The 22,055-nt window shown below is 63.5% G+C and carries 13 protein-coding genes and 7 pseudogenes; 4 read left to right on the top strand and 16 right to left on the bottom strand.

The window, feature by feature from the left end; translation table 11 throughout:
* Positions 1 to 55: 55 nt before the first annotated feature.
* The 5 genes and pseudogenes from CCR94_RS00370 to CCR94_RS00350 all read right to left on the bottom strand — a co-directional run bounded on the left by CCR94_RS00370 (position 56) and on the right by CCR94_RS00350 (position 7,340).
* Positions 56 to 3,012: pseudogene (locus CCR94_RS00370) on the bottom strand (Tn3 family transposase).
* The gene (locus tag CCR94_RS00365) at positions 3,013 to 3,606 is read right to left on the bottom strand and encodes a recombinase family protein (protein WP_104505912.1); all 594 of its coding nucleotides are present in this window, start codon (positions 3,604 to 3,606) and stop codon (positions 3,013 to 3,015) included.
* A 251-nt stretch (positions 3,607 to 3,857) separates the two neighbouring features.
* Positions 3,858 to 5,657, bottom strand: a complete 1,800-nt coding sequence (locus tag CCR94_RS00360) for an efflux RND transporter permease subunit (RefSeq protein ID WP_244593877.1) — start codon at positions 5,655 to 5,657, stop codon at positions 3,858 to 3,860.
* A complete protein-coding gene (locus CCR94_RS00355; RefSeq protein WP_104505911.1) occupies positions 5,654 to 6,736 on the bottom strand; it encodes an efflux RND transporter periplasmic adaptor subunit in 1,083 nt (360 codons plus the stop codon). The genes CCR94_RS00360 and CCR94_RS00355 overlap by 4 nt, the downstream gene beginning before the upstream one ends.
* Complete coding sequence (locus CCR94_RS00350; protein WP_206605735.1) at positions 6,726 to 7,340, bottom strand: TetR/AcrR family transcriptional regulator; 615 nt, start codon at positions 7,338 to 7,340, stop codon at positions 6,726 to 6,728. Before CCR94_RS00350 ends, CCR94_RS00355 begins: the two co-directional genes overlap by 11 nt.
* Before the next feature lie 442 nt (positions 7,341 to 7,782).
* Here CCR94_RS00350 and CCR94_RS25775 point away from each other — a divergent pair.
* Both CCR94_RS25775 and CCR94_RS00340 read left to right on the top strand, forming a co-directional pair.
* A pseudogene (locus CCR94_RS25775) lies at positions 7,783 to 7,917 on the top strand (FAD-dependent oxidoreductase); the annotation flags it as partial.
* Positions 7,918 to 7,933: 16 nt separating this feature from the next.
* Positions 7,934 to 8,092: pseudogene (locus tag CCR94_RS00340) on the top strand (IMP dehydrogenase); the annotation flags it as partial.
* A gap of 115 nt (positions 8,093 to 8,207) precedes the next feature.
* On the opposite strand, the gene CCR94_RS00335 reads toward CCR94_RS00340, so the two are convergent.
* Genes CCR94_RS00335 through hemA form a run of 6 tightly spaced genes read right to left on the bottom strand, consistent with a single transcriptional unit; the run spans position 8,208 to position 15,262 of the window.
* Entirely contained in the window at positions 8,208 to 9,167 is a 960-nt protein-coding gene (locus CCR94_RS00335; protein WP_104505909.1) for a carbon-nitrogen hydrolase family protein, read from the bottom strand.
* Positions 9,168 to 9,186: 19 nt separating this feature from the next.
* On the bottom strand, positions 9,187 to 10,398 hold the full coding sequence (locus CCR94_RS00330; protein WP_104505908.1) for an aspartate aminotransferase family protein: 1,212 nt from the start codon (positions 10,396 to 10,398) through the stop codon (positions 9,187 to 9,189).
* On the bottom strand, positions 10,395 to 11,564 hold the full coding sequence (locus CCR94_RS00325) for a phosphoserine transaminase (protein WP_104505907.1): 1,170 nt from the start codon (positions 11,562 to 11,564) through the stop codon (positions 10,395 to 10,397). The genes CCR94_RS00330 and CCR94_RS00325 overlap by 4 nt, the downstream gene beginning before the upstream one ends.
* Positions 11,561 to 12,043 carry a DUF934 domain-containing protein gene (locus CCR94_RS00320; RefSeq protein WP_104505906.1) on the bottom strand — a complete coding sequence of 161 codons (483 nt, stop codon included), beginning with the start codon at positions 12,041 to 12,043 and terminating at the stop codon, positions 11,561 to 11,563. The genes CCR94_RS00325 and CCR94_RS00320 overlap by 4 nt, the downstream gene beginning before the upstream one ends.
* Positions 12,030 to 14,021: a DUF2849 domain-containing protein gene (locus CCR94_RS00315; protein ID WP_104505905.1), complete on the bottom strand. Its 1,992-nt coding sequence runs from the start codon at positions 14,019 to 14,021 to the stop codon at positions 12,030 to 12,032. The genes CCR94_RS00320 and CCR94_RS00315 overlap by 14 nt, the downstream gene beginning before the upstream one ends.
* A gap of 11 nt (positions 14,022 to 14,032) precedes the next feature.
* Entirely contained in the window at positions 14,033 to 15,262 is a 1,230-nt protein-coding gene (gene hemA / locus CCR94_RS00310) for a 5-aminolevulinate synthase (RefSeq protein WP_104505904.1), read from the bottom strand.
* Positions 15,263 to 15,467: 205 nt separating this feature from the next.
* Between hemA and CCR94_RS00305 the strand changes: the two genes are divergently transcribed.
* A complete protein-coding gene (locus CCR94_RS00305) occupies positions 15,468 to 16,856 on the top strand; it encodes an aminotransferase-like domain-containing protein (RefSeq protein WP_170068918.1) in 1,389 nt (462 codons plus the stop codon).
* 47 nt (positions 16,857 to 16,903) lie between these two features.
* Here the strand turns inward: CCR94_RS00305 and CCR94_RS26285 are convergent, their stop codons facing one another.
* From CCR94_RS26285 to CCR94_RS00295, 4 genes and pseudogenes are all read right to left on the bottom strand, one after another.
* The gene (locus tag CCR94_RS26285) at positions 16,904 to 17,365 is read right to left on the bottom strand and encodes a FixG Ig-like domain-containing protein (RefSeq protein WP_338052966.1); all 462 of its coding nucleotides are present in this window, start codon (positions 17,363 to 17,365) and stop codon (positions 16,904 to 16,906) included.
* Between the two features lie 42 nt (positions 17,366 to 17,407).
* Positions 17,408 to 17,548 (bottom strand): annotated as a pseudogene (locus CCR94_RS26280) (4Fe-4S dicluster domain-containing protein); the annotation flags it as partial.
* A 436-nt stretch (positions 17,549 to 17,984) separates the two neighbouring features.
* Positions 17,985 to 18,197, bottom strand: a pseudogene (locus CCR94_RS26440) (nucleotidyl transferase AbiEii/AbiGii toxin family protein); the annotation flags it as partial.
* 191 nt (positions 18,198 to 18,388) lie between these two features.
* Positions 18,389 to 20,797 (bottom strand): tachylectin-related carbohydrate-binding protein, encoded by a 2,409-nt coding sequence (locus tag CCR94_RS00295; protein WP_104505903.1) that lies wholly within the window; start codon positions 20,795 to 20,797, stop codon positions 18,389 to 18,391.
* A 406-nt stretch (positions 20,798 to 21,203) separates the two neighbouring features.
* Here CCR94_RS00295 and CCR94_RS00290 point away from each other — a divergent pair.
* Positions 21,204 to 21,353, top strand: a pseudogene (locus tag CCR94_RS00290) (IS5/IS1182 family transposase); the annotation flags it as partial.
* Positions 21,354 to 21,384: 31 nt separating this feature from the next.
* Here CCR94_RS00290 and CCR94_RS00285 read toward each other — a convergent pair.
* Positions 21,385 to 22,055 (bottom strand): annotated as a pseudogene (locus tag CCR94_RS00285) (ISKra4 family transposase); the annotation flags it as partial.

The raw sequence follows: 22,055 nt of genomic DNA, 5'->3' as shown, positions 1-22,055 counted from the left end.
GGCCAGAACTAACGAAAAGGCCTTCGGATACGCATAAGCAGACAAAGCAGGAACTTCAGGCGGCTCTGAGCAATGCCTCGGACAACGTTCGCAATGGTCTCAATCCGGCATTGTTTTCCGACGTGGCGCACTCGGCTCCCCAAACATAGTCGCCGGTCAGGTTCACGTGCTCCCAGCCCAGCGGAGACAGGTGAGCCAGCAGGCGGTCGGGAATGTCCTCTGTCTGACGCAGAGTGGCGACGGCGCGCTCAAGATATCGCGTGTTCCAGAGGATGATGGCGGTGACGAGAAGGTTGAGGCCGGACGCGCGGTGCTGCTGATTTTCGTAAGTGCGATCGCGGATTTCGCCAAGCCGGTGGATGAAGACTGCCCGCGCCAAGCTGTTGCGGGCCTCGCCCTTGTTGAGTTCCTGGCCGGTCGTCCGCCGCAACTCGGGATCCTCGATCCAGTCGAGGGTGAACAGGGTGCGCTCCAGCCGGCCAAGCTCGCGCAGCGCTGCGGCGACGCCGTTCTGCCGGGGATAGGAGGCGAGCTGACGCATGATCAGCGAGGCGGTCACGGCGCCGGTGCGAAGGGAGGCGACGATGCGCAGGATTTCCGACCAGTGGGCGCGGATCAGGGCAACATTGATGCGCCCGGCGATCAACGGCTCGAGCGTCGGATAGTCCGACGACCTGCCGAAGCTGTAGAGGCGCCGGTGCTTCAGGCCGGGAATGCGCAGAGCGCGAAGACATGCTCGGAATCGCCGCCGCCGTCGGTATGGTGGCGACGGGTCGAGACCTCGCTCTGATGAGAGAGCAGCGCATCGAGCACATGCAGCGCCTCGCTCGCCGTCGCCGCGATCACCTTGGTGAAGAACGGCCCGTAGCGGTCGGAGATATGGGTGTAGACCTTGAACCCTGGTTGCTGGCCGTAATGAGCATTGACGCGGCCGGCGGCGCGGCCGAACCCGCTGGCCTGAAAGAACTGCCCGTCGGACGACGAAGCAACGCCGCCGCCGAATATCGCCGCAAACGGCTCCCGCTGTTGCTGATTGATGAGACGCCGCAGCGCCTCTGCATAGGTTTCCTCGCGGATGTGCCAGTCGGCCGTCCAGGCGAGTTGCCCCAGGCTGGCGATGCTGCACGCTTCGGCCATGCGGGTCAGGCCGAGATTGAGCCCGTCGGCGAGCAGAGCCGCCATGAGGACGCGGCCATCGGCCGCCGCCTCTCCGGTCCGCAGATGGGTGAAGCAGTCGGGAAAGAGCGTCCACCCCGCCACTTCCGTCAGGAGATCGGTGATGCGGATGCGCGGCAACATGGCGTAGAGGCGAGCGGCCAGGGCGTCGGTCTCCGGCGGCGTGGATTTCTCGATCGGCGCGATTTTCAGCACGCCCTTGTCGATCGTCACGTCGGGCAACAGACCACCCTTCGCACGAGCGTCAGTCGCCGCCAGCCGTTCGTCCAGAAGCGCGCGACGGCTCTCGACGAAACGGTCGAAATCCGCCTCGACTGCGAATGGAGACGTTTCGGCCTTCTGCAGGTCCCGCAGCGTCTCTTTCGAGATCAGCCTTTCCTCGAAGGAGCGGTATTGCCGGCTGCCAACGACCCACACGTCGCCGGCGCGCAACCTGTCGCGCAACTCCGCCAGGACGCAGAGTTCATAATGACGACGGTCGATGGCGCCGCCGGGCAGCACATAAGCCGCCCAGCGCCGCCGAACAAACCCGGTCGGCGCGGATTTCGGCAGGGTGGCCGCGTTCGTGCGGTTCGCCTCGCGCAGCACCTCGATGGCGCGCATGAGTGAGGCCGAGGCCGGCACGCTCTCGAACTGGAGCGCGTCGAGAAAGGCGGGCGACCAGCGCCGAACCCCGGCGTAGTGCTCGCCGAGTTTCTGGTAGACATCGAACTCTTGCGGTCGCGCCAGCGTCTCGGCCTCGGCGACGGTCGAGCGAAACCGCTCCCACGGGATCACCGCCGTGATCGCGCCGAAAGGATCCAGATGGCACTCGCGGGCGGCAATCAGCGCCGCGCCAACGCTCGCATAAAGACGGACTTTCTCGTTGATGGCCCGGGCGTCGGATTGAAAAGCGCGGGCCTGACGACCCTCGGCCTTGCGAAACATGGCGCCGATCAGGCGGTCAAACAGATCGATCGCCTGGTCGGTCAAGCTGGCGGCGAGGTCCAGGCTCATGGCCACCAGCGTCGCGTGGCGGCGCAGCCGCTCGTAACCGGCGACATGCTGCACGGTGGTGCGGCCGGCCTCGCGAGCAAGCAGAGCAAGGCGCGCCTGATGGACCAACCGTCCGCGGCCAGGCTCGATGCCGATCGTGCGGACATGTTCCAGGCGCTCGGTCAGACCGAGCATGGCGCCCGGCTTGGCGGCCTCCGGCATTTGCCGCAACCAGGTCAGCCAGTTCTGGTTGGTTTCTTCCCGGCGCAGCGTCAGCGCATCGAGCCTGCGTCGTTGTTCGGCGGTCAGGCCATCGGTCAGCCGGCGATAGACCTCCCGACGCGCCTGGTGGCGGAGCTTGGCGCAGAGCCGCTCAAGCGCGGGCGGCGACGGGACGACGATCCGGCGCTGCCGGCACGTCTCCATCGCCAGTTCCGCCAGTCGGGCGAGCCGATCATCCTCGATGGCATGCGGCAGGAGGGCGCTTGCCAATTCGGCGGCGGCGCGTTTACCGAACGGACGAAGGCCCAGCAACTCCTGGCATTCGACGGCATGACGCTGGCGGTTCCGCTCCGCCGCGAGATACGCGTCCACCGCTTCTGGAAGAATCCCGATCTGCTCGGCGACGAATGCGAGCAGGGGCGGAGGCGGACGCTCGCCGGAGCGCAACGCTCGACCGGGATGGCGCAGGTAGCAAAGCATGAGAGCGTAGCCGAGGCGGTTGTGATCTCCGCGGCAGCGTCGGATCGCTCCGAGATCGGCCTCCGACAGCGTGAAGTGGCGCACCAGGTCCCGTTGTTCGATTGGCGGATCAAACAGCTCCGCGATCTGGGTTTCGTTCAATCGCTGCGGTCGCGCCACTCATGCCTCCTCGATCTTGCCCCCCGCAGACCAACCGATCCGGGCCAGGGAGTCGAGAAGCGTGCTGCGTTTGACGCCGAAAGTCCGGCAGACCGCGGCCTTGGTCGCCCCACCGTCGAGCGCGGCCGTCACGGCGGCGAGTTTTTCGGCGTCGATGGCGACGGGACGACCGCCGTGGCGACCGCGCCGGCGAGCTGCTGCCAGCCCGGCCTGTACACGCTCCTGGATCAGCGACCGCTCGAACTGGGCGAGGGAGCCGAAAATGTGGAACAGAAACTCGCCCTGCGGCGTGGTCGTGTCCATCTGCTCGGTCAGCGAACGGAAGGCGATGCCGCGCTTCTTGAGATCGGTCACGGTGGCGAGGAGGTGAGGCAACGATCGTCCGAGTCGGTCGAGCTTCCAGACAACCAGGCAGTCGCCAGCTTTCATGAAAGCCAACGCCTTGGAGAGGCCGGCGCGATCGCCGCGGCTGCCAGTGGCCCGATCCTCAAACAGATGGCGCTCATCGACCCCGGCGGCGAGGAGCGCGTCACGCTGTAGATCCAGAACCTGACGGTCACCGTTCGTCGACACGCGCATGTACCCGACCAGCATGTGCGGAAAACCCTATCCAACGAGTTTCCGCACAGTCTCACATTCCGACAGGGTTTGTCGTGCAGTTTTTTCGCCCGCGACGGGCAGCCTTTCGCCATGCTGCGGAGATGTCGGAAATCATCTGTTTCTCGACATGGTCGCCGAGCAGTCGCTCGAACCCGTACATCCGATTTTCGGCGGAGTTCCAAGGCTACGCACAGCTACGTTCGTTCTTTGTCTCGTTATGCGTATCTGGCGACCGTTTCGTTCGTTCAGGCCAGGATGGCTTCGAGTTTCTTCGCTTCCGCGTCGGTCGCGTCGATCGACGCGGCGTTGGGCAGGTTCAGGCTCACCAGCAGCTCCGGTCGATCCGACGGCGGAAAGAACTGCTCTTGCAGTTGCGTCGCGCCGATGCAGGCGAGGACGAGAGCCGCCGCCGCCGCGCCGAGCGTCATGTAAGGGCGGGCGAGAACCTGTTCGAGCCGTTTCTCGAAAACCTGTCGCAGCCGGTCGCCGCCTTCGCCATGAGACGCCATGGTCTTCGGCAGAATCCAGGCGCCGATCAGAGGCGAGAACAGCACGGCGACGATCCAGGAGGCGAGCAGGGAGATCAGGATCACCATGAACAGCGAATAGCAATATTCGCCGGCGCTGGAGGCGGCGAAGCCGACGGGCACGAAGCCCGCGATCATCACGAGCGTGCCGGTCAACATCGGAAACGCCGTCGTTTCGTATGCGTAGCTGGCGGCGCTGCGGCGGTCCCAGCCGCGCTCCAGGCGTCCGACCATGGCTTCGACGGTGATCATGGCGTCATCGACGAGCAGGCCCAGCGCGATGATCAGCGCGCCCAGCGACACGCGTTGCAGGCCGATGCCCGCCAGCTCCATGCAGGAGAAGGTCATCGCCAGCACGAGCGGAATCGAGAAGGTGACGACTAGTCCCGCGCGGGCGCCAAGCGAGACGAACGAGACGGCGAGCACGATGACGATGGCCTCGACCAGAACTTTGGTGAAGCCGTCGACCGCCTCCTTCACGACGGTTCCCTGGTCGGCGACCTGAGTCATTTCGATGCCGTGCGGCAATTTTTCGGCGACCCCGCGCATTCTCGCCTTCAGGGCGGCGCTGAAATCGAGCAGGTTGCCGGTCGGGGCCATGGATATGGCGAGGCCCAACCCCTTCCTGCCGTTGACGCGGAACAGCGGCGCGGGCGGGTCGGCGTCCACGCGCTTGACGGTGACGAGATCCGTGAGCGGCAGGAAGCGGCCGTTGACCGCGAGGGTCATGGTTTTGAGGCTGGCCTCGGAGGCGAAGGCGCCGGAAACCGACAGGCCGATCTGTTCGTCGGTCCGGCGGATGACGCCGGCCGGAGTCACCGCGTTTTGCGCCTGTATCGCCCGGACCACGGCCTGCACGTCGAGCCCGTAGGACGCGAGCCGCTTTGGCGAAAATTCGACGACGATCTGCTCCTCCTGGACGCCCAGGAGATTGACCTTGCCGACGTCCTTCGTCCTGAGGATGTCCGCACGGATCTGATCGAGTTTGTCGCGCAATGCGCGGTCGGAAAAACCTTCGGCGGTGAAACCGTAGATGATTCCGAAGGTGTCGCCGAATTCATCGTCGAAGAACGGTCCCTGGACGCCATTGGGCAGCGTCGCGGCAATGTCGGAGGCCTTTTTGCGCACCTGATACCAGATTTTCGTCACTTCACCGGGAGGCGTATCGTCCCGCAGGTTGACGAGCACCACGGATTCGCCGGGGCGCGTGTAGCTGTCGAGGTGATCGAGCCAGGGCGTCTCCTCCAGTTTCTGCTCGATCCGGTCGGTGAGGAGATGGGTCGTGTCGCGGGTCGAGGCCCCCGGCCAGGAGGCCGAAACCACCATGGTCTTGATGGTGAACGGCGGGTCCTCGTTGCGGCTCAGGCGTGTGAAACTCATCAGTCCCGCGATGAGCGTGGCCAGCATCAGGAAGACGACCAGAGGCTTGTTGTCGAGCGCCCAGGAGGAAAGGTTGAAGGACGAAAGGGTGGAGGATTTCGAGCGCATGCCGACTCTGTCCATGGATGGCGCGTTCATGGCGTCGGCTCCGCGAGCTTAACCGATTCATCCGGGCGCAGCTTGCTGACGCCGGCGGTAACGACACGGTCGCCGGCCGGCAAGCCGGAGCGAATGAGCGCGGCGCCGTCCTGGTACCGCGCCACGACGACCGGCTTCAGAATGAGTTTGGCCCTGACCGGGTCGACGACAAAGACGGCCGGGGCGCCGGAACTGCCCGTGATCGCGGATCCGGGAACCGAAATCATGCGTCCACTGGACAGATCGACGCTGCCATTGACGGTCGTCCCGAGCGCCATGGCGGCCGGCGCGTTGGGCAGCGACACCCGCACGCGATAGGTGCGCGTCGACGGGTCCGCCGTCGGGCTGATTTCGCGCAAGGTTCCGACGGTCTTGACGGCCGGGTCGGCGGTGAGGCTGATAACAACGGGAATGCCCATCGCCGCGTCGGCGATCAGGCGTTCGGGCACGTTGAAGACGCCGTCCCTGGCGTCGGCTGAAGCGACGCGGGCGACCATCTGGCCGGCGCCGACAACCTGCCCCCGGTTGGCGCCGACAGCGGTGACGACGCCGCCTTCGGTCGCGAACAGTTCAGCATATTTGCGTCTGTTGACAGCATTCTCTCGCGCCGCCGTCGCCGCCTCCTGTTTCGCCGCCGCGCTTTTCCACTGGGCTTCCGCGTTTTCGAGCGCGGCTTTTGCCGAAATCTGCTTGTCGAACAGCTGTTTTTGGCGCCGGAACGCGGCCAGAGCCGCTTGCGCGGCGGCCTGCGCGTTGATCACCTCGGCGTCCGCCGCCTTGAGCTCGTTGGCGACGTCGGCGTCGTCCAAAGTCGCCAGGAGATCGCCGGTCTTGACGACGGCGCCGACATCGACAAAACGCCGGGTGACGCGCCCGTTGATCTGGAAACCGAGATCAGCTTCGTAACGCGGCTGGATCTCGCCGGTCTGGCTGATGGTTTCCGCAATGTCGCGGGGCTCCGCAACGACGGTTCGCACCGGGCGGGGCGCGGGCGGAGGCGGAGGCGGCGAGGCATCCTGGCAGCCCGCAAGGGTCAGCGGCAGCGCCACGATCGCCAGCGGCAGGCGTTTAAACGTCATTGGGCTTGTCCTTGTCGGAGACGGCGAGACCGCGCAGCGCGGTGAGGGCGGTGATCTCGGCAAGGCGCCGGACATCGCCGAAATCGATCTCGTTGATGGTGATCGCGAGGGTCAGGACGCCATGAACGGAGCCCCAGAGGATCTGCGCGGCGGTCGCGCTCGGCAAAGGCCGAATTTTTCCCGCCGCGATCGCCGCGCCGACGATTTCGACGAACAGGCGATAGGGCCGCACCGCGGCGTCGATGGCGACGAGATCGGAAAACTGCCCTTTGTCGTTTTCGATGAAGAACACGCGAAAACGGTCGCGATCCTCAATCGCGAAATCGGCATAGGCGCACAGCACGGCCTGGAGCTTGTCTACGGGACTCACATCCTGGTCGCGAACTGCCTCGCACCGGCGCGTCAGTTCATCGACAGTGTCCAGCCAGTAAGCGATGAGCACATTTCGCCGCGCGGGAAAGTAGCGGTAGAGCGCGCTGGCGCTCATGCCGGCCTCCTTGCCGAGGCGCCGCATGGAAAAGGCGTCGTAGCCCTCGCGCGCAATGATTTTGCCGGTTGTTTCGAGCAGTCTGCGTCGAACGGCGTCGATTTCCGGCGTGGACATGGAGGGGCGAGGCATGCGGTTCCGATCAGGCGCGTTTACAGAACATGTTTAGAGAACGTGTTCTGTAAACGCGTTCTCGTCAGGATTCAAGAGGCCTGTCCAAAGTTTCCGCGCAGGTGGAGACAGACGCCGGGCAAAAATTCGGCATGCGCCCGTTTCTGTTCATCGCCGGAGCAGGCGTGCGCGCGCCCGAGCGGTTTTGACCGCCGCGCCAGTCCTTTGGCGCGAATTATCAAATCAGCGTCGCAAAAGATCAGGTTCCGTCGCCAGGTTTCGGCGAGGCTGTCCCCACGCTTGAATTCACTCCAGACAGGGTCGCGGCGATGGCTTTCGCAGCGACAAGGGACGCTTGGCCATGACCTTGAACATCGCCCATATGAACAAGCTCGACGCCCGCAATTATTATACGGTCACGCGGAAATACGACCTGAGCTTTCCCGGCCTGCAAGGCGATATCGAAGCCAATGTCGTGGTGATCGGCGGCGGCTTTTTCGGCGTCAACACCGCGCTGGAGCTGGCGGAAAAGGGCATAACCAACAGCGTCGTGCTCGATGGCCGCTGTCTCGGCTATGGCGGCCGGTGATGGCTGGCATCTGCTACCGAGCCTGTTAGCCGTTTCCGAAGTGCTGGGCGCCGGTTGGTGCGCGGCGGATGCGGCGAGGGTGCGGCCCCGCTCAACCGTGGTCGTGGTGGGCGACGGCGCCGCAGGCCTGATGGGTGTGCTGGCGGCCAAGCAGATGGGCGAGAAGCGGCCTTCGTAGAAGGAGCAGTGTCGAACAGAGAGCGGTCGTTTGGTTGGTGATGCGGCGCTGCCAGCCCGGCCGCCAAGCCAATGGCTCCATCCCGAGTTGGCCCCGATCAGCTTTTCTAGGCCAGTCCAGAATCGAAGGTGGCCGGAGCGGGCTCCAGAGCTACGCTTGTTTTCGGTCGCGTATCGACCTTGAGATGAAAAATGTCCGGCCGCGCATAGTGACCCACAACATCGAGGTCGTATTTGCCACGCGGGATGACGCGCCGGTCGATCTCGGCGATTTTGATGAATTCGCCGGTGAAATCAGGCTCCACCAGCACATTGCCGAGCGGATCGACGATGCATGAGCCGCCACGGATCAAGACCGCCTTCGCATCGCTGGCCCCGTCCGGCGCATAATGTGCGGGTCCATCTCCCCGGGTAAAATATTGACAGGCCGACAGGACGAAGCAGCGCCCTTCGAGCGCGATGGTACGCATGGTTGGCAACCAGGCGTCGCGGTCGTCCACGGTGGGCGCGCAATAAAGCTCCACCCCCTGGGCATACATCGCCGCGCGCAAAAGCGGCATGTAATTCTCCCAGCAGATCACGCTGCCGATTTTTCCAAGAGGCGTGTCCACGACACCGATGGTCGAGCCGTCGCCAAAGCCCCAAACCAGCCGCTCCATCGCGGTCGGCATCAGTTTGCGATGCTTGTAAAGCAGGTCGCCGGTGGGCGCGAAGGTCAGGGTCGCGCAATAGAGCGTGCCGCCGTCGCGTTCGATGATTCCGACCACCATGTGAACGCCGGTTTCGCACGCGACCTCGCCGAGACGCGCCGTTTCGGGGCTGGGAACATCGATGGCGCTCTCGAAATAGAGCCGGAACATCTCGCGTCCTTCGGGGCTTCGCGTCCCGAGCCTCGCGCCAAAGTCGAGGCCCTTGGGATAGCCGCCGACAAAGGCTTCCGGAAAGACCACGAGGCTTGCGCCCATGCCGGCGGCTTCGCTGGCGAGCGTGGCCAGCTTGTCGAGCGTTGCGGGCGTATCGAACAGGATTGGGGCGGCCTGAACAACGGCGGCCTTGAAAATCGACATCGCTTTCACTCCATTTGGTTCACGGCTCGACCCGCAGCGACTGTGCGGCAAGACCCAGCCGTCTCAAGCCTTCTTCGATTTCCTCATCGGACAGGATCAGCGGAGGAAGCAGCCGCAGCACGTTGTCGCCCGCCGTGACGGACAGCAGGCCGTTGGCGCGCGCCGCCTCGATCACGGTTTCAACGGGTGGCCGGCACAGCAGCCCCAGCAACATGCCCTCGCCGCGCGCTTCCTCGAAGACGTCGGGAAAATCGTCGACGAGGGCCTGAAGGCCGGTGAACAGTTTTCCGCCCTTGCGCCTGACGTCGCCGAGAAAGGTCTCGTCGGCGACGATCTCGACCGTCTTGCGCGCGATCGCCATGGCGAGGGGATTGCCGCCGAACGTGCTGCCATGCGTTCCCGGCCTCATGGCGGCGGCCGCTCTTTCGTTGGCGAGGCAGGCCGCGACCGGAAAGCCATTTCCCAATCCTTTGGCCGTCGCCAGGATATCCGGCGTCACGCCAACTCCTTGATAGGCGAAGAGCCGCCCCGTCCGGCCTATTCCGGTTTGCACCTCATCAAAGATCAGCAGAATGCCGCGCCGGTCGCAGAGGTCGCGGATGTGCGCGAGCGCCGAAGCCTCAAGCTTGCGGACGCCGCTTTCACCCTGGATCGGCTCCAGCAGCACCGCCGCCGTCTCCGGGCCACAGGCGGCGTCGAGCGCGTCGAGGTCGCCGAACGGAACCGCCTTGAACCCGGGCGCCGGCGGCCCAAAACCTTCGAGATATTTGGCCTGGCCGCCTGCCGCCAGCGTCGCCAAAGTGCGTCCGTGGAAGGCGCCAGCGAAGGTCACGATATCCGACCGTTCGGGCCAGCCTGCGAAAAACTGGCGGCGGCGCGCCGTCTTGATGGCCGTTTCCACCGCTTCGGCGCCGGAATTGTTGAAGAAGACCCGGTCAGCAAAGGTTTTTCCACACAGGAGCCGCGCCAGGGCTTCCTGTTCCGGGATGCGCACGGCGTTGGACACATGCCAAAGACGCGCGCCCTGCCGCTGGAGCGCTTCGACCAGCGCCGGGTGCGAATGGCCAAGCCCGGTTACGGCGATTCCCGTCGCGAAATCGAGATAACGCCGCCCGTCGGTGGCGATGAGCCACGCGCCCTCGCCATGACTAAACGCGATTTCGGCGCGCCGGAAACAGGGATAGAGATAATCGACGCCGCTGGCTGCGTCGAGATATGCGCCCGCACTCATCCGGCCATGTCCGTCAAGACCTGATGATAGGCCCAATCCAGCCACTCCAAAGCCAGTTTCAGATCGTCGGCTTCGACCGTCGCGCCGGCCCAGAAGCGGAAGCCCGGCGGCGCCGTGCGATAGGCGCCGACATCAAGCGCGGCCTTGTGGTCATCCAGTTTCGCGACGACGGCCTTGACGATCTTCGCTTGCAGCTCGGAATCGCCCGCCAGTTCCGGCGCGACGATTTTAAGGCAGATCGAGGTCGGCGAGCGGATTTCCGGTCTGGCGGCAAGGAAGCCGCACCAGTCGTTGTGCGCGACCCATGCGGCGACCACTTCGAAATTGCGCTTGCAGCGCGCCTTCAGAACGGGGAGACCGCCCAAGGCGCGCGCCCATTGCAAACCGTCGATGGCGTCCTCGACCGCGAGCAACGACGGCGTGTTGATCGTTTCGCCGACGAACAGTCCTTCCGTCACCAGACCCTGGCTGACCATGCGATAGAGTTTTGGCATGGGCCAGGCCGGCGTGTGATCGGTCAGCCGGGCGATGGCGCGCGGGCTCATGACGATCACGCCATGGGCGCCCTCGCCGCCGAGCACCTTTTGCCAGGACCAAGTGGTCACGTCGAGCTTGTCCCATGGCAGATCCATGGCGAAAGCCGCCGAAGTCGCATCGCAGATCGTGAGGCCGGTGCGGTCGCCGGCGATCCAATCGGCATCGGGAACGCGCACGCCCGCAGTCGTGCCATTCCAGGTAAAGACGATGTCGCGGGCGGAGTCCGCCTGCGACAGATCGGGCAGTTCGCCATAACGCGCCCGAAACACGCGGCTGTCCTCGATTTTGAGCTGTTTGACGATATCCGTCACCCATTCCTCGCCGAATGAGTCCCAGGCGAAGACATCGACGCCGCGCGGGCCGAGCAGACTCCACAGCGCCATTTCGACGGCGCCGGTGTCCGATCCCGGCACAATGGCGATGCGGTAGTCCTCGGGGATTTCAAGCACCTCGCGCGTCAGGTCGATCACCTCGCGCAGCTTGGCCTTGCCCTCGCGGGAGCGGTGCGAGCGACCGAGGACCGCGCCGTGCAGCGCGTCCAGCGTCCATCCCGGACGCTTCCGGCAGGGGCCGGACGAAAAATGCGGGCTTGCGGGCCGTGTCGACGGCATGGGCGCGAGATCGTTCATCTTGCAGCATCCTTTGTGGTCATGGCGCGACCGATCATCCGCAGCAGAAACGGCCTCGCCGCTTCTGCCGCGGCGGCGGGACGCCAAGCGTCCGGCGGATGGTTTTCAGGCGGGGCGACGCTGGAAAATCCGCAGGCGATCAGCGCCTGGAACTGATCGGGCAGCACGCGCCCGACCGCGCGGATGTCGCCGGTAAATCCATGGCTCTGCCGCAACCGCCGCGCGGCGGTGAAGCCACGGCCGTCGCGAAATTTGGGAAATTCGATGCAAATCAGCGACAACCGTTGCAGAAACGGCGCGAGCGCATCGACGCTCTGGTCGGGCGGCAGCCAGGCGCCGACAGGCCCGGCGGAGATTTTCTCCAGCGCATCGGCAAGGCTTGGCGCCCTGAAGACATCGTTCGCCTGAGGCGGGGCCCCATCTTCATGAAGCCTCCAGAGGTCGTCGGTGACGAAGGCCTGACGATCAAGCGCGCGCATAAAGAGCCTCCTTGAACGGTTCGGCGCCGACGCGGCGGTAGAAAGCGATGAAGGTCTCCTTGTGTGCGCGTTCACGCAGATAGACGGAGACGATCTGGTCGACCGCCTCGACCGCCTCATCGGCGGAGAAGGCCGGACCGACGATCTCGCCAATGGCGGCCTGTTCGTCGGCCGAACCGCCCAGCGTGATCTGGTAGGATTCCTCGCCGTTCTTTTCGAGACCGAGCAGGCCGATATGCGCGACGTGGTGATGGCCGCAGGCGTTGATGCAGCCGGAGACATGCAGGTCGAGCGGACCTATCGCGGGCCGGTCGCTGCGGTCGGAAAAATGCCGCGAAAGGCGTTGCGCCAACGGAATGGAGCGCGCCGTCGCCAGCGCGCAATAATCCATCCCGGGACAGGAAATGATGTCGGTGATCAGGCCGATATGGGCTTCGGCGAGTTGGGTCCCGCGCAGGGACCGCCACAGGTCCAATAGTGCGTCCTCGCGGACATGGGGCAGGACGAGATTTTGTTGATGCGCGACGCGGATCTCTCCGAACGCATGTTTTTCCGCGAGATCGGCGATCAAATCCATCTCGTCGGCGGTGGCGTCGCCGGGAACGCCGCCCGGCGGCTTGAGCGACAGCGCGACCGAGCGATAGCCTTTCTGCCGGTGCGGGAAGACGTTGTTGTCCAGCCAATCCGAGAAGCCCGGCTCACGCTCGCGTTGCGCGGCGAGATCGGGCGATGAGGAGGGCAGATCGTTTTGCAGCGACGGCTGGACAAAACGTTCGGAAACCGCCGCGATGATTTCCGGTTCGAGACGGCAATAGGCGGGCTCCATCGCCGCGAATTCGTCCTCGATCATCGCGATGAACACGTCGGGCTTCAGATCGCGAATGAGGATTTTGATACGGGCCTTATAAATGTTGTCGCGCCGGCCCATGGCGTTGTAGACGCGCAGGATCGCCTCCACGTAACGCAGCAGATCGGCCTCGGGCAGCCAGTGGCGCACCTTCACGCCGATGACGGGCGTGCGGCCGAGGCCGCCGCCGCCGTAAACCTGGAAACCGGTCTCGCCTTCCGCGTTGCGGTAAGCCAGCAGTCCGATGTCATGAACGCGCACGGCGGCGCGATCCACCGGGCTGCCGGTCATGGCGATCTTGAACTTGCGCGGCAGATAGGTGAGTTCAGGATGGTCGGTGGACCATTGGCGCAGCACTTCGGCGTACAAGCGGGGATCGACGATTTCGTCGGCGGCGGCGCCGGCGAAATGGTCCGTGGTGACGTTGCGAACGCAATTGCCGCTGGTCTGGATGGCGTGGAGGTCGGCCTCCGCCAGAAAGTCCAGAATGTCGGGCACATCCTGAAGACGGATCCAGTTGAACTGAATGTTCTGCCGCGTGGTAAAATGGCCGTAGCCCCGGTCGAAGCGGCGCGCGAGCGCCGCCAAGCATCGCATCTGGGCCGCGCTCATCCCGCCATAGGGCATTGCGACACGCAGCATGTAGCCATGCAATTGCAGATACAGGCCATTCATCAGGCGAAGAGGCTTGAACTCGTCCTCGCTGAGTTCCCCCGAAAGGCGCCGCCGCACTTGATCGCGGAAAATCGCGGCGCGGTCGCGCAGGAACTGCCGTTCATGCTCGTCATAGCGATAGACCCCGGCCGCCGCAGCCAGTGTTTTTGTAAGCGGCGGCGCGTTCGTCGATACGACGCCGTGCTCGGGCGTCGCGATCGAGGGACCGAACGCGCGCATTTTTTCGCGCGCGACGCTGGGCAGGATCCCGGCATCGCCGCGCTCGACTTCGATCACGCGGGCATCGACGACCAGATTGGCTTGCTCGTCGCGCTGCGCGCGCGCAAAGACGTCCGCGATTTCAGTGTCGAGGAAGGCTCGCGCGCGGCTGAAATCGGGACTCCAGTCCTGCCGTGAGTCGAGCCAGACCGAGACGCCGTCGCACAATCGGCTGGCGCCGATGACCTTGATATCCATTTGCAACCCTCTCACGCGACGGCTTCGACGCGCAGGCTGGGCCAGAGCGACTCGCGCGCGATCGCGCTCAAGGCGTCCACCAACTGGCGCATGTGCTCTTCGGTGTGGAACGGCGTCGGCGTGATGCGCAGGCGCTCCTTTCCGTGAGCGACGGTCGGATAATTGATGGGCTGGACATAAATGCCATGCTGTTCGAGCAGGCGGTCGCTGGCCGCGCGACAGGCGTGGGCGTCGCCGACCATCAGCGGGATGATGTGGCTTGGGCCGTCCAGAACGGGCAGGCCCGCGTCCTTGAGCATGTCCTTCAGCATTTTCACATGCCGCTGCTGTTTTTCACGAAGGGCCGGATCGTTGCGCAAATGCTGGATCGCGGCTAGCGCGCCCGCAGCGAGATGCGGACAGAGCGATGTAGTGAAGATGAAGCTGTCGGCGAGGCTTCTGATGACATCGATCATCACCGTGGGGCCTGCGACATAGCCGCCCATCACGCCGAACGCCTTGCCGAGCGTGCCCTCGATGAAGGTCAATCGGTTGGCGACGCCCTCGCGTTCGGCGACGCCCGCGCCCTGAGGCCCGTAAAGGCCGACGGCGTGAACTTCGTCGAGATAGGTCATGGCGCCGAAACGATCCGCAAGGTCGCAAATGTCCGCGATCGGGGCGATGTCGCCATCCATGCTGTAGACGCTTTCGAAGGCGATGAGTTTCGGCTGTTCCGGCGGCAGGGCCAGCAGCAGCTCTTCGAGATGCGCGAGGTCGTTGTGACGCCAAATCCGCTTTTCGATGCCGGCGCGTTTGATGCCCTCGATCATCGAATTGTGGTTGCCGGCGTCCGAGAGGATCACGGCGTCCGGCAACAGTTTTCCCAGCGCGCTCAGGGCGGCGAGGTTGGAAATCCAGCCCGAGGTGAAAATCAACGCCGATTCCTTTTCGTGCATGTCGGCGATTTCGGCTTCCAGGCGGACGTGCTGGCTTTGCGTCCCGGAAATGTTGCGCGTGCCGCCCGCGCCCGCGCCATGGTTGTCGAGCGCCTCATGCATTGCCGCGAGAACGTCGGGATGCTGTCCGATTCCGAGATAATCGTTGCTGCACCACACCACCACCCTGCGCGCCTCGCCGTCCTTGCGCTTCCAGATCGCCGCCGGGAATTCACCGGCGATCCGCTCCAGTTCGATGAATGTGCGATAGCGGCCATCCTGCTTCATGACGGCGATCTGGTTCTCGAAACGCGCGCGATAGGACATTTTTGCGGCTCCTCAAAGTTGTATGCATACACTTATAAAAATGTCTTTTGTTGTGCAAGCCGAAATTGATGGGACCGCGCCCGCAAGCCTGGGACGGAACGTCGCAATGAAACACCGCCGCCAAGGCCAGTAAGCCGGATATCCCTATGGATTTGCCGCGCGCTCTGCATTACAAAGCGGGAAATTGCATGGTTCAGAAGAGAGAATGCCGGTGACGAGCGACAGAAACGCCATGCACTGGGTGCGCGAGTTCGATTCCGCCGCCGGCGCCTATTATCTCCAGATCGCCAACATGATCGAAATGGCCGTGGGCGAGGGACGCCTTTTGCCGGGCGACCGATTGCCGCCGCAACGGGCGCTGGCGCAACGTCTTGGGGTCGATCTGACCACGGTGACGCGCGCCTACACGGAAGCGCGCCAACGTCATCTGCTCGACGCCGTGACCGGGCGCGGTTCGTTCGTCGCGGCGGCGGTGGAGCGCGCCGGCCCTCCGGTCGATCTCGGCATGAACATTCCGCCGCCCCCGCAGGGGGTGAGGCTAGGGGAGTTGATTCAGCGCGGCGTCAACGACCTGCTGACGCGGTCCAATGTCGATCTGTTGATGACCTATCACGTCGGCGCGGGCTCGAAAGCCGAGCGCGCGGCGGGCGCGGCCTGGATCGAGCCGGCGCTTGGACGTGTCGCGCCGGAACGGATCGTCGTCTGTCCGGGCGCGCAAGCCACGATCCTCGCGCTGATCGAAACCCTGTCGCCGCCGGGCGCGCCGATCATCTGCGAGGCGCTGACTTATCCCGGCCTGCTCGGCGCGGCGCATTTCCTCGGGCGGCGCGTCCTTGCGGCCGAGATGGACGACGACGGCGTCCTACCCGCCTCGATCGAGCGCCTCGCGGTTGCGGAGAAAGCCAAACTTGTCTGCCTGACCCCGACGATTCAAAATCCGACGACCGCGACCCTGCCCCGGCGCAGGCGCGAGCAAATCGTCGCGCTGGCGGAGAAGCACGACCTCATCCTCATCGAGGACGATCCCTACCATCTGTTGGCCGAGGACGCGCCGCCGCCGCTTTCGGCGCTGGCGCCGCACCGCGCCTATTACATTTCGACGGTGTCGAAGGTGTTGTGTCCCGGCTTGCGCTGCGCCTATCTCGCCTTGCCCATCGGCGTCGAGGCGGACCGGGTTCTGGAAAACTTGCGCGCCGCCAGCCTGATGCCGGCGCCTTTGATGTCCGCTCTGCTGACACACTGGATTCAGGTCGGCCTCGCGCAGGAGATTCTGGCGGGCGTGCGCACGGAAGCGCATTTGCGCCAAAAACTGGCCGCCGAAATCCTGCCGAAGGCGGCGCGCGCGCACCGCAACGGACTGCATGTCTGGCTGCCGCTGCCGCCGCATTGGGAACGGCTTCGTCTGGTCGAGACCATGCGCAGGGAAGGGCTCGGCGTCTCCGCCTCGGACGCTTTCGCAGCTACGCCACACGCGCCCGACGCCATCCGCATTTCGCTCGGCGGCGTCACGGAGCGCACCCGCCTCGCCCAGGCGCTCAAGTCGATCCGTCAGATTTTGGACGCGGAAAGGCGGCCGCGATCCATGGTCGTCTGAACAGGCGGAACAGGTCGCCCGAGCGGCCTATTCCCTGTGCGCCTCGATCAGGGCGCGTCGAAGAAATCCCGCGTCTCCGTTACCTCCACGTCAGTCGGATCTTTTGCGATCAGCCGAAACACGACGGGGGTCGATCTGCCCGAAACATCCGCCTGAGGCGCCGTGAGAAACACGCGAGCCTCAAATGTCTGGTCGGCGTCCACATCGAAGGACAGGGCCGCGCTGTCCCGCAACGACTCGCCATTCGCCGACAGCGTCGCTTTCAGACCCTCCGCCAGAGCGAGATCGAGGCGTCGGGGCCGATCGGACTTGTTGAGGATGCGGATCGTGTAGGCATTGCGAACGGACCCGTCGCTCATCACGACATGAAGCGGATTGCGGTCGTGCAGGACGTTCAAGCCGATCGTGGCCCTGTTGGCGTAAACGGTGACCATGACGGCCGCCGTCAGTAGGATCAGCGCCGAATAGATGACGGTCCTCGGCCGGATCAGCTTGAAGATGGGCTTCAAACCCTGTTCGCGGCGCTGGATGTTGATGTCCGTGTCATAGGCGATCAATCCGGTGGGCTGGCCGATTTTGGTCATCACGGAATCGCAGGCGTCGATGCACAGGCCGCACTGAATGCAGCCCATCTGCAAGCCCTGCCGAATGTCGACGCCGGTGGGGCACACGTGTCGCCTTGCATTTAATTGTAAGAATGCGCCTGTTTCGTTGAGGTGTGGCGTTGAATTATGATAATTTTGGTGGGCGGAGTCTCAAATTAAATTCATTTGAGACGAGGTTTGCTTCATCAACTTCCTCGGGCAAAAGGGGTCAGTCATTGCTGAATCACAAAGAAAACAAGGAGATGGTCCGATTCTCAAATAAGTTGACGTAATTATAGCCGTATTATCAATTTAAAAGCCAGTTCTCAAATTAGATGCCGACGTATGTATCTCAAATCATTGGTCTCTCATTCTCAGAATTAAATGGAAAGCGACAGGCGCCATTCTCGCCGAGTTGAGATCCCTGGAGTGCTCAAACTTCTTCAGAAATGATGGATATAGATCATGTTATCTGGGGGTTGCTCTAACAATCTCAACCGATAATATCAAATAAAGTACAATATACCAAGCAAAAATCTCATGATTAAGTACAGCGTCTCAAATTAATTACAATAAATGAATAATTGAAATTACTTAACTCAAGTGTTTCGCATTTAGGCGCAGCGTGACACCGCGCTAAAACAGGGCCTTCGAACGCGCCGGCGATAGCCCAAAGATCGTAGAAGTCATTCATTCGCGAATTGAGCATGTCCAGCGCCACCATGGACTGGAACTTTTCCGCTACGACTGTCTGCTGTGGGCAGACTTTGAGCTTCGATCACGGCTGGCCCAAAGTGACGGATATTCGATATCGACCGGGCCCGACGTAATGGCGTCGCGGTAACCGATATCCACATGCTTCACGATCTCCGCCGTTCGGGCGAGCGCAAGTTGATCGCGGCGTAAGGCGACGGCGTCGAAACCGCGTCGCCCGCCGGAGCTGTGGCTTCAGGTGAGGAACACCTCCTTGAAGCCTACGGTCCATCCCGTGCCCACGCGGGCGCCGGGCGTCCAGTCGCCGGTCCCGTTCAGGTAGCCATGATGGCGCCAGCACCACAGTTCGCCGTTAAGCTTGCGGCCATAGACGAAGCCGTTTCCAGCGATCCATATTCTGTCAACGTCCTGCCAGCCCGAACCGACCTGGATCGCGCCCACCCAAATGGGATAACCCTGGTCATAGCCGTAGTGGCGGTACCACATCATCCGGCCATCGGGCAGGGTCCCGTAAATGACGCCATCCGGCCCGGCCGCGAGCGCCACGAACGAATTCCACCCCGAGCCCACGATGGCCGGATCCTGCCAGCGGAACGAGCCGTCGCGGCGACCCTGGTGGCGATACCAGTGCAGCGCGCCGCTCTCTTCCACCGCGTAGATGACGCCGCCGTCGCCGGCGAAGACCCGACGAAAGTTCTGCCAGCCGGTTCCGACCTGGGACGGTCCCTGCCACTGGAATGTGCCCTGGTTGCGACCGTCGTGATAATACCACATCAGGCGCCCATCGGGCTGGATCGCATAAATGACGCCATCGCGTCCGCCGAAAACCGACTTGAAGGCGTTCCAGCCCGTGCCCACTTCCTTGGAGTCGTCCCATTCGAAAACGCGGCGATAACGGCCGGTGTGATGGTACCAGCGCAGCTTCCCGTCATCCGCGATTGAGTAGAGGTTGGGCGACATGCGCGCTTCCACCGGCCAATCGCGGCCGCCCCACTGCGTCACGCCGCCCATCAGCCCATCTTCATGCGTGTGATGCAGCAACTGGAAGTGCTGGTCGCGGTTGGACCCTCCGAAATCCACGTGATAGTCGACCTGCTGGACGATGTTGCCGGGATCGATCCAGGCGCGTTTCACGGCGCCGTCCGCCGCTTGCGTATAGCTCGGATCGACGCCGATGCGGGCTTGGCCGCGCCAGCCGTCATGCACTGTGTCCCAGAGCCCGATTGTCTCCGTGCGGTCGAAATTGGAGCCGGCGCCCACCGCCGTCCCGCGCGACATCACGACGCCGAACCAGGTGTTGTTCCAGAGCACCCGGCCGGCGGCGCGATAGGGATCGCTGGAATGGAGATAAAACTGGAAGGGCTGTCCTCCGATCGTGCAGTGGAGACCTCGGCCGCCATCTACAAAGCCGCCGTCCACGGGCAGGACGCGGCCATCCTCGCCATACCAACTCCCGAGGCTGATGGGCGCGTTGGTGGGCGGAACGCCAGTGTTGGCGCGTATGTCAAGGAAACGGCGGATGACCAGCTTGCCGCGCCAGCCGTCATGATCGGTTTCCCAGCGCCCGACCCACATCGCCGCCCATTGCGTCTGAACATCCGCGACCGACTTGATGAAATAGGCGCTGCCGCCCTGAAGCTGGAACTGCCCGTCGTTGACGTACTTCATCGTGCCGAAGCCCGGAAGGCTCTGGGAATTCTTGATCTGGAATTCCTGCGCCCCGTCGTCGTAGCCGAAGATCAGCAGGACATGGCCGCCATTGTTGATCTTGTCGAACACATCGACGACGACGTCGTAGCCGGCGGCGAGCGTGGTCTTGATGTCGTTGACGGTGCTGTTCAGCGTGCCGAAATCGGCGACCCCATATTGCGCGAACCAGAGCGCGTTCAGCGGAATGCTGCGCAGGTCGTATTCGAACCAGTCGTCCTGTTCGCGTGTGCCGGCGCCGGCGTTCTTCAGGGCGCCGCCCGTCCCCGGGATCGAATCGGCGAGCGCCTGGAGCGCGGGCTGGTCGATATAGGGAGCGTAGCCCTGGATCGGAACCCGCCAATATTTGAGGTGATGCACAATATCCGAGGAGCCCTGGAACCCGACGAGGGAATGGATGCCGGGTCCGGCGACATGATTCTCATGCGCCTTGGAAATATGGAAAAGGTAGTGTTCGGAGAGCTTGACGTGAATGTTCTTCCGGGCGTAGGCCGCCTCCAGCGCAGCGCAGCCAGCGAAGGCCCAGCAAGTTCCGCGCGCCCCCTGGCTGACGGTGAAGTCGGTTTGCGAATTCCGGTGCGACACGCTCGTCGGAGGGGCGAAATCGAGCGGGACGACGCGCAGGGGTTGCGCCTCGGGTTGCGGGGGTGGCGCGGCCATCGGCTCGACCAGGGGGCGTTCCGGCGAGGCCGGCGTCAGCGCCGACGCGCGGCGGGCGAATTCGAGGGCGTCCACCTGAATGGCCGGGCCAACCGGCGCGGCGGGCGCAGGACCGAAATGCGCGCTCGGCGGCGCGACGTCTGGGAGCAGAACATTGTCGTGGATTAAACCCGCCGCGACCGGAATGGCGGCCCGCTGCGGATCGTTTCGAAGCTCGGCTGGCAATTCCGTTTCACCAGATGGCGGAACCGCATGAGCGGAAGCAGGGTTCGTCATACGCGCAACTCCTTGTCAAGAGCTAATCGAGAGGCGTTCAATCGGTTATTCTGTCAGGGGCCTGGGGGATCAGGCGCGAACTCGAAGGCATGGGAGCTTCTTGCAGCCGAAGATGGCTTGAGCAGAAATAGCGCGAAATGCAGGGTCGGGCTTCGCAATTAACCCGCGCGACCGCGCGGCGTACGTTTCTACATTGCCTTTGTGGCCAAGCGTGAAAAGCAAGGCGAGAAGAAGGCTAGATAAGTACCATTAAAATATCAAAGCGCGCGACACGTGGTCAAATCGCAAATTCGTTACCACTCGGGTTTTGCTGAAGCCGTTCGCGTCGCGGGCCCATCACTCCCCACCGATTTCTTCGCGCAACGACCAAGCGTGAAATATCAGCGGGCTTGGCCGTCACGGCCCGGCCGCTGACACGGACTATGGCGCGGCGCAAAACCTCGCCTGGCTCGTCAAGCACAAGCAGATCACGCCGCATATTCCGGTATTCGACAAATCCACGCGGACGGATGGCACCTTCTCGCGTTCAGACTTCACGCGGGACCCGGATGCGGACCGCTAGGAGAGCATGAGAAAGTGTGGGGCGCTCATGCTGCCTTGGCGTGAATCGCGCAGCCTCCGTTTTCGTTGGCCAGTCCTGGAAACCACCGTTCAAAGGTCGACCGCAGCGTTCCGTCGAGCGTCCGAGTGCGGGTCTGCAAGAGAAGATGCGCGCCGCGACGAGTCCATTGCATTTGCTGCTTTTTGGCGAACCGCTTGCTCACCACGGCGTTGACTGTCGCCTCCACAAAAGCCGAGGAAATACGCTCGCCGGGCCGATATCGTTCGCCGTAATGGATGAGGCTGGCCGTGTTCGAGGCGATATAGACGGCGAACTCGCGAGCGGCGGCGGCAAATTTGCGCAGGTTCGGGTCATCGACGTCAAGTTCGGATAGTTCGTCTTCGAAGTCTTCAATGACCTCTTGAGCCGCAATCGCGTTTCCATGCCATAATTTCCATTTTATTCGTCCCAGCTCCTTTGTCAGCCGGGCGCCGGCTTCCTCGTCGCATTGCGCGACGCCTTCCGCAAACTGGCCGAGCACGGTAATGCGCATGGTGACGTGGAACCAGTCGAGAACATGCTCGCTGCAAGGGCTGATCCTTTCGGTGAGCGCCCGAACTTCCTCACCGCCATCCGTCAGGAAAGTGATGTCCTGGTTGGCCTGCATTCCTTGGCTTTCCAGCATCTCGACAAGACGGCGCTTTGGCTTTTTGCCGA

The organism is Rhodoblastus sphagnicola (assembly GCF_002937075.1).
Classification (GTDB): domain Bacteria; phylum Pseudomonadota; class Alphaproteobacteria; order Rhizobiales; family Beijerinckiaceae; genus Rhodoblastus; species Rhodoblastus sphagnicola.
The sequence above is the reverse complement of the archived record's forward strand: the minus strand, read 5'-3'. Positions and strand labels throughout refer to the sequence as shown.

Coding starts and splice junctions, on each gene's coding strand:
- CCR94_RS00365 (WP_104505912.1), bottom strand. CDS start 3,606: ATGCTGGTCGGGTACATGCGCGTGTCGACGAACGGTGACCGTCAGGTT.
- CCR94_RS00360 (WP_244593877.1), bottom strand. CDS start 5,657: ATGAACGCGCCATCCATGGACAGAGTCGGCATGCGCTCGAAATCCTCC.
- CCR94_RS00355 (WP_104505911.1), bottom strand. CDS start 6,736: ATGACGTTTAAACGCCTGCCGCTGGCGATCGTGGCGCTGCCGCTGACC.
- CCR94_RS00350 (WP_206605735.1), bottom strand. CDS start 7,340: ATGTCCACGCCGGAAATCGACGCCGTTCGACGCAGACTGCTCGAAACA.
- CCR94_RS00335 (WP_104505909.1), bottom strand. CDS start 9,167: ATGTCGATTTTCAAGGCCGCCGTTGTTCAGGCCGCCCCAATCCTGTTC.
- CCR94_RS00330 (WP_104505908.1), bottom strand. CDS start 10,398: ATGAGTGCGGGCGCATATCTCGACGCAGCCAGCGGCGTCGATTATCTC.
- CCR94_RS00325 (WP_104505907.1), bottom strand. CDS start 11,564: ATGAACGATCTCGCGCCCATGCCGTCGACACGGCCCGCAAGCCCGCAT.
- CCR94_RS00320 (WP_104505906.1), bottom strand. CDS start 12,043: ATGCGCGCGCTTGATCGTCAGGCCTTCGTCACCGACGACCTCTGGAGG.
- CCR94_RS00315 (WP_104505905.1), bottom strand. CDS start 14,021: ATGGATATCAAGGTCATCGGCGCCAGCCGATTGTGCGACGGCGTCTCG.
- hemA (WP_104505904.1), bottom strand. CDS start 15,262: ATGTCCTATCGCGCGCGTTTCGAGAACCAGATCGCCGTCATGAAGCAG.
- CCR94_RS00305 (WP_170068918.1), top strand. CDS start 15,468: ATGCCGGTGACGAGCGACAGAAACGCCATGCACTGGGTGCGCGAGTTC.
- CCR94_RS00295 (WP_104505903.1), bottom strand. CDS start 20,797: ATGACGAACCCTGCTTCCGCTCATGCGGTTCCGCCATCTGGTGAAACG.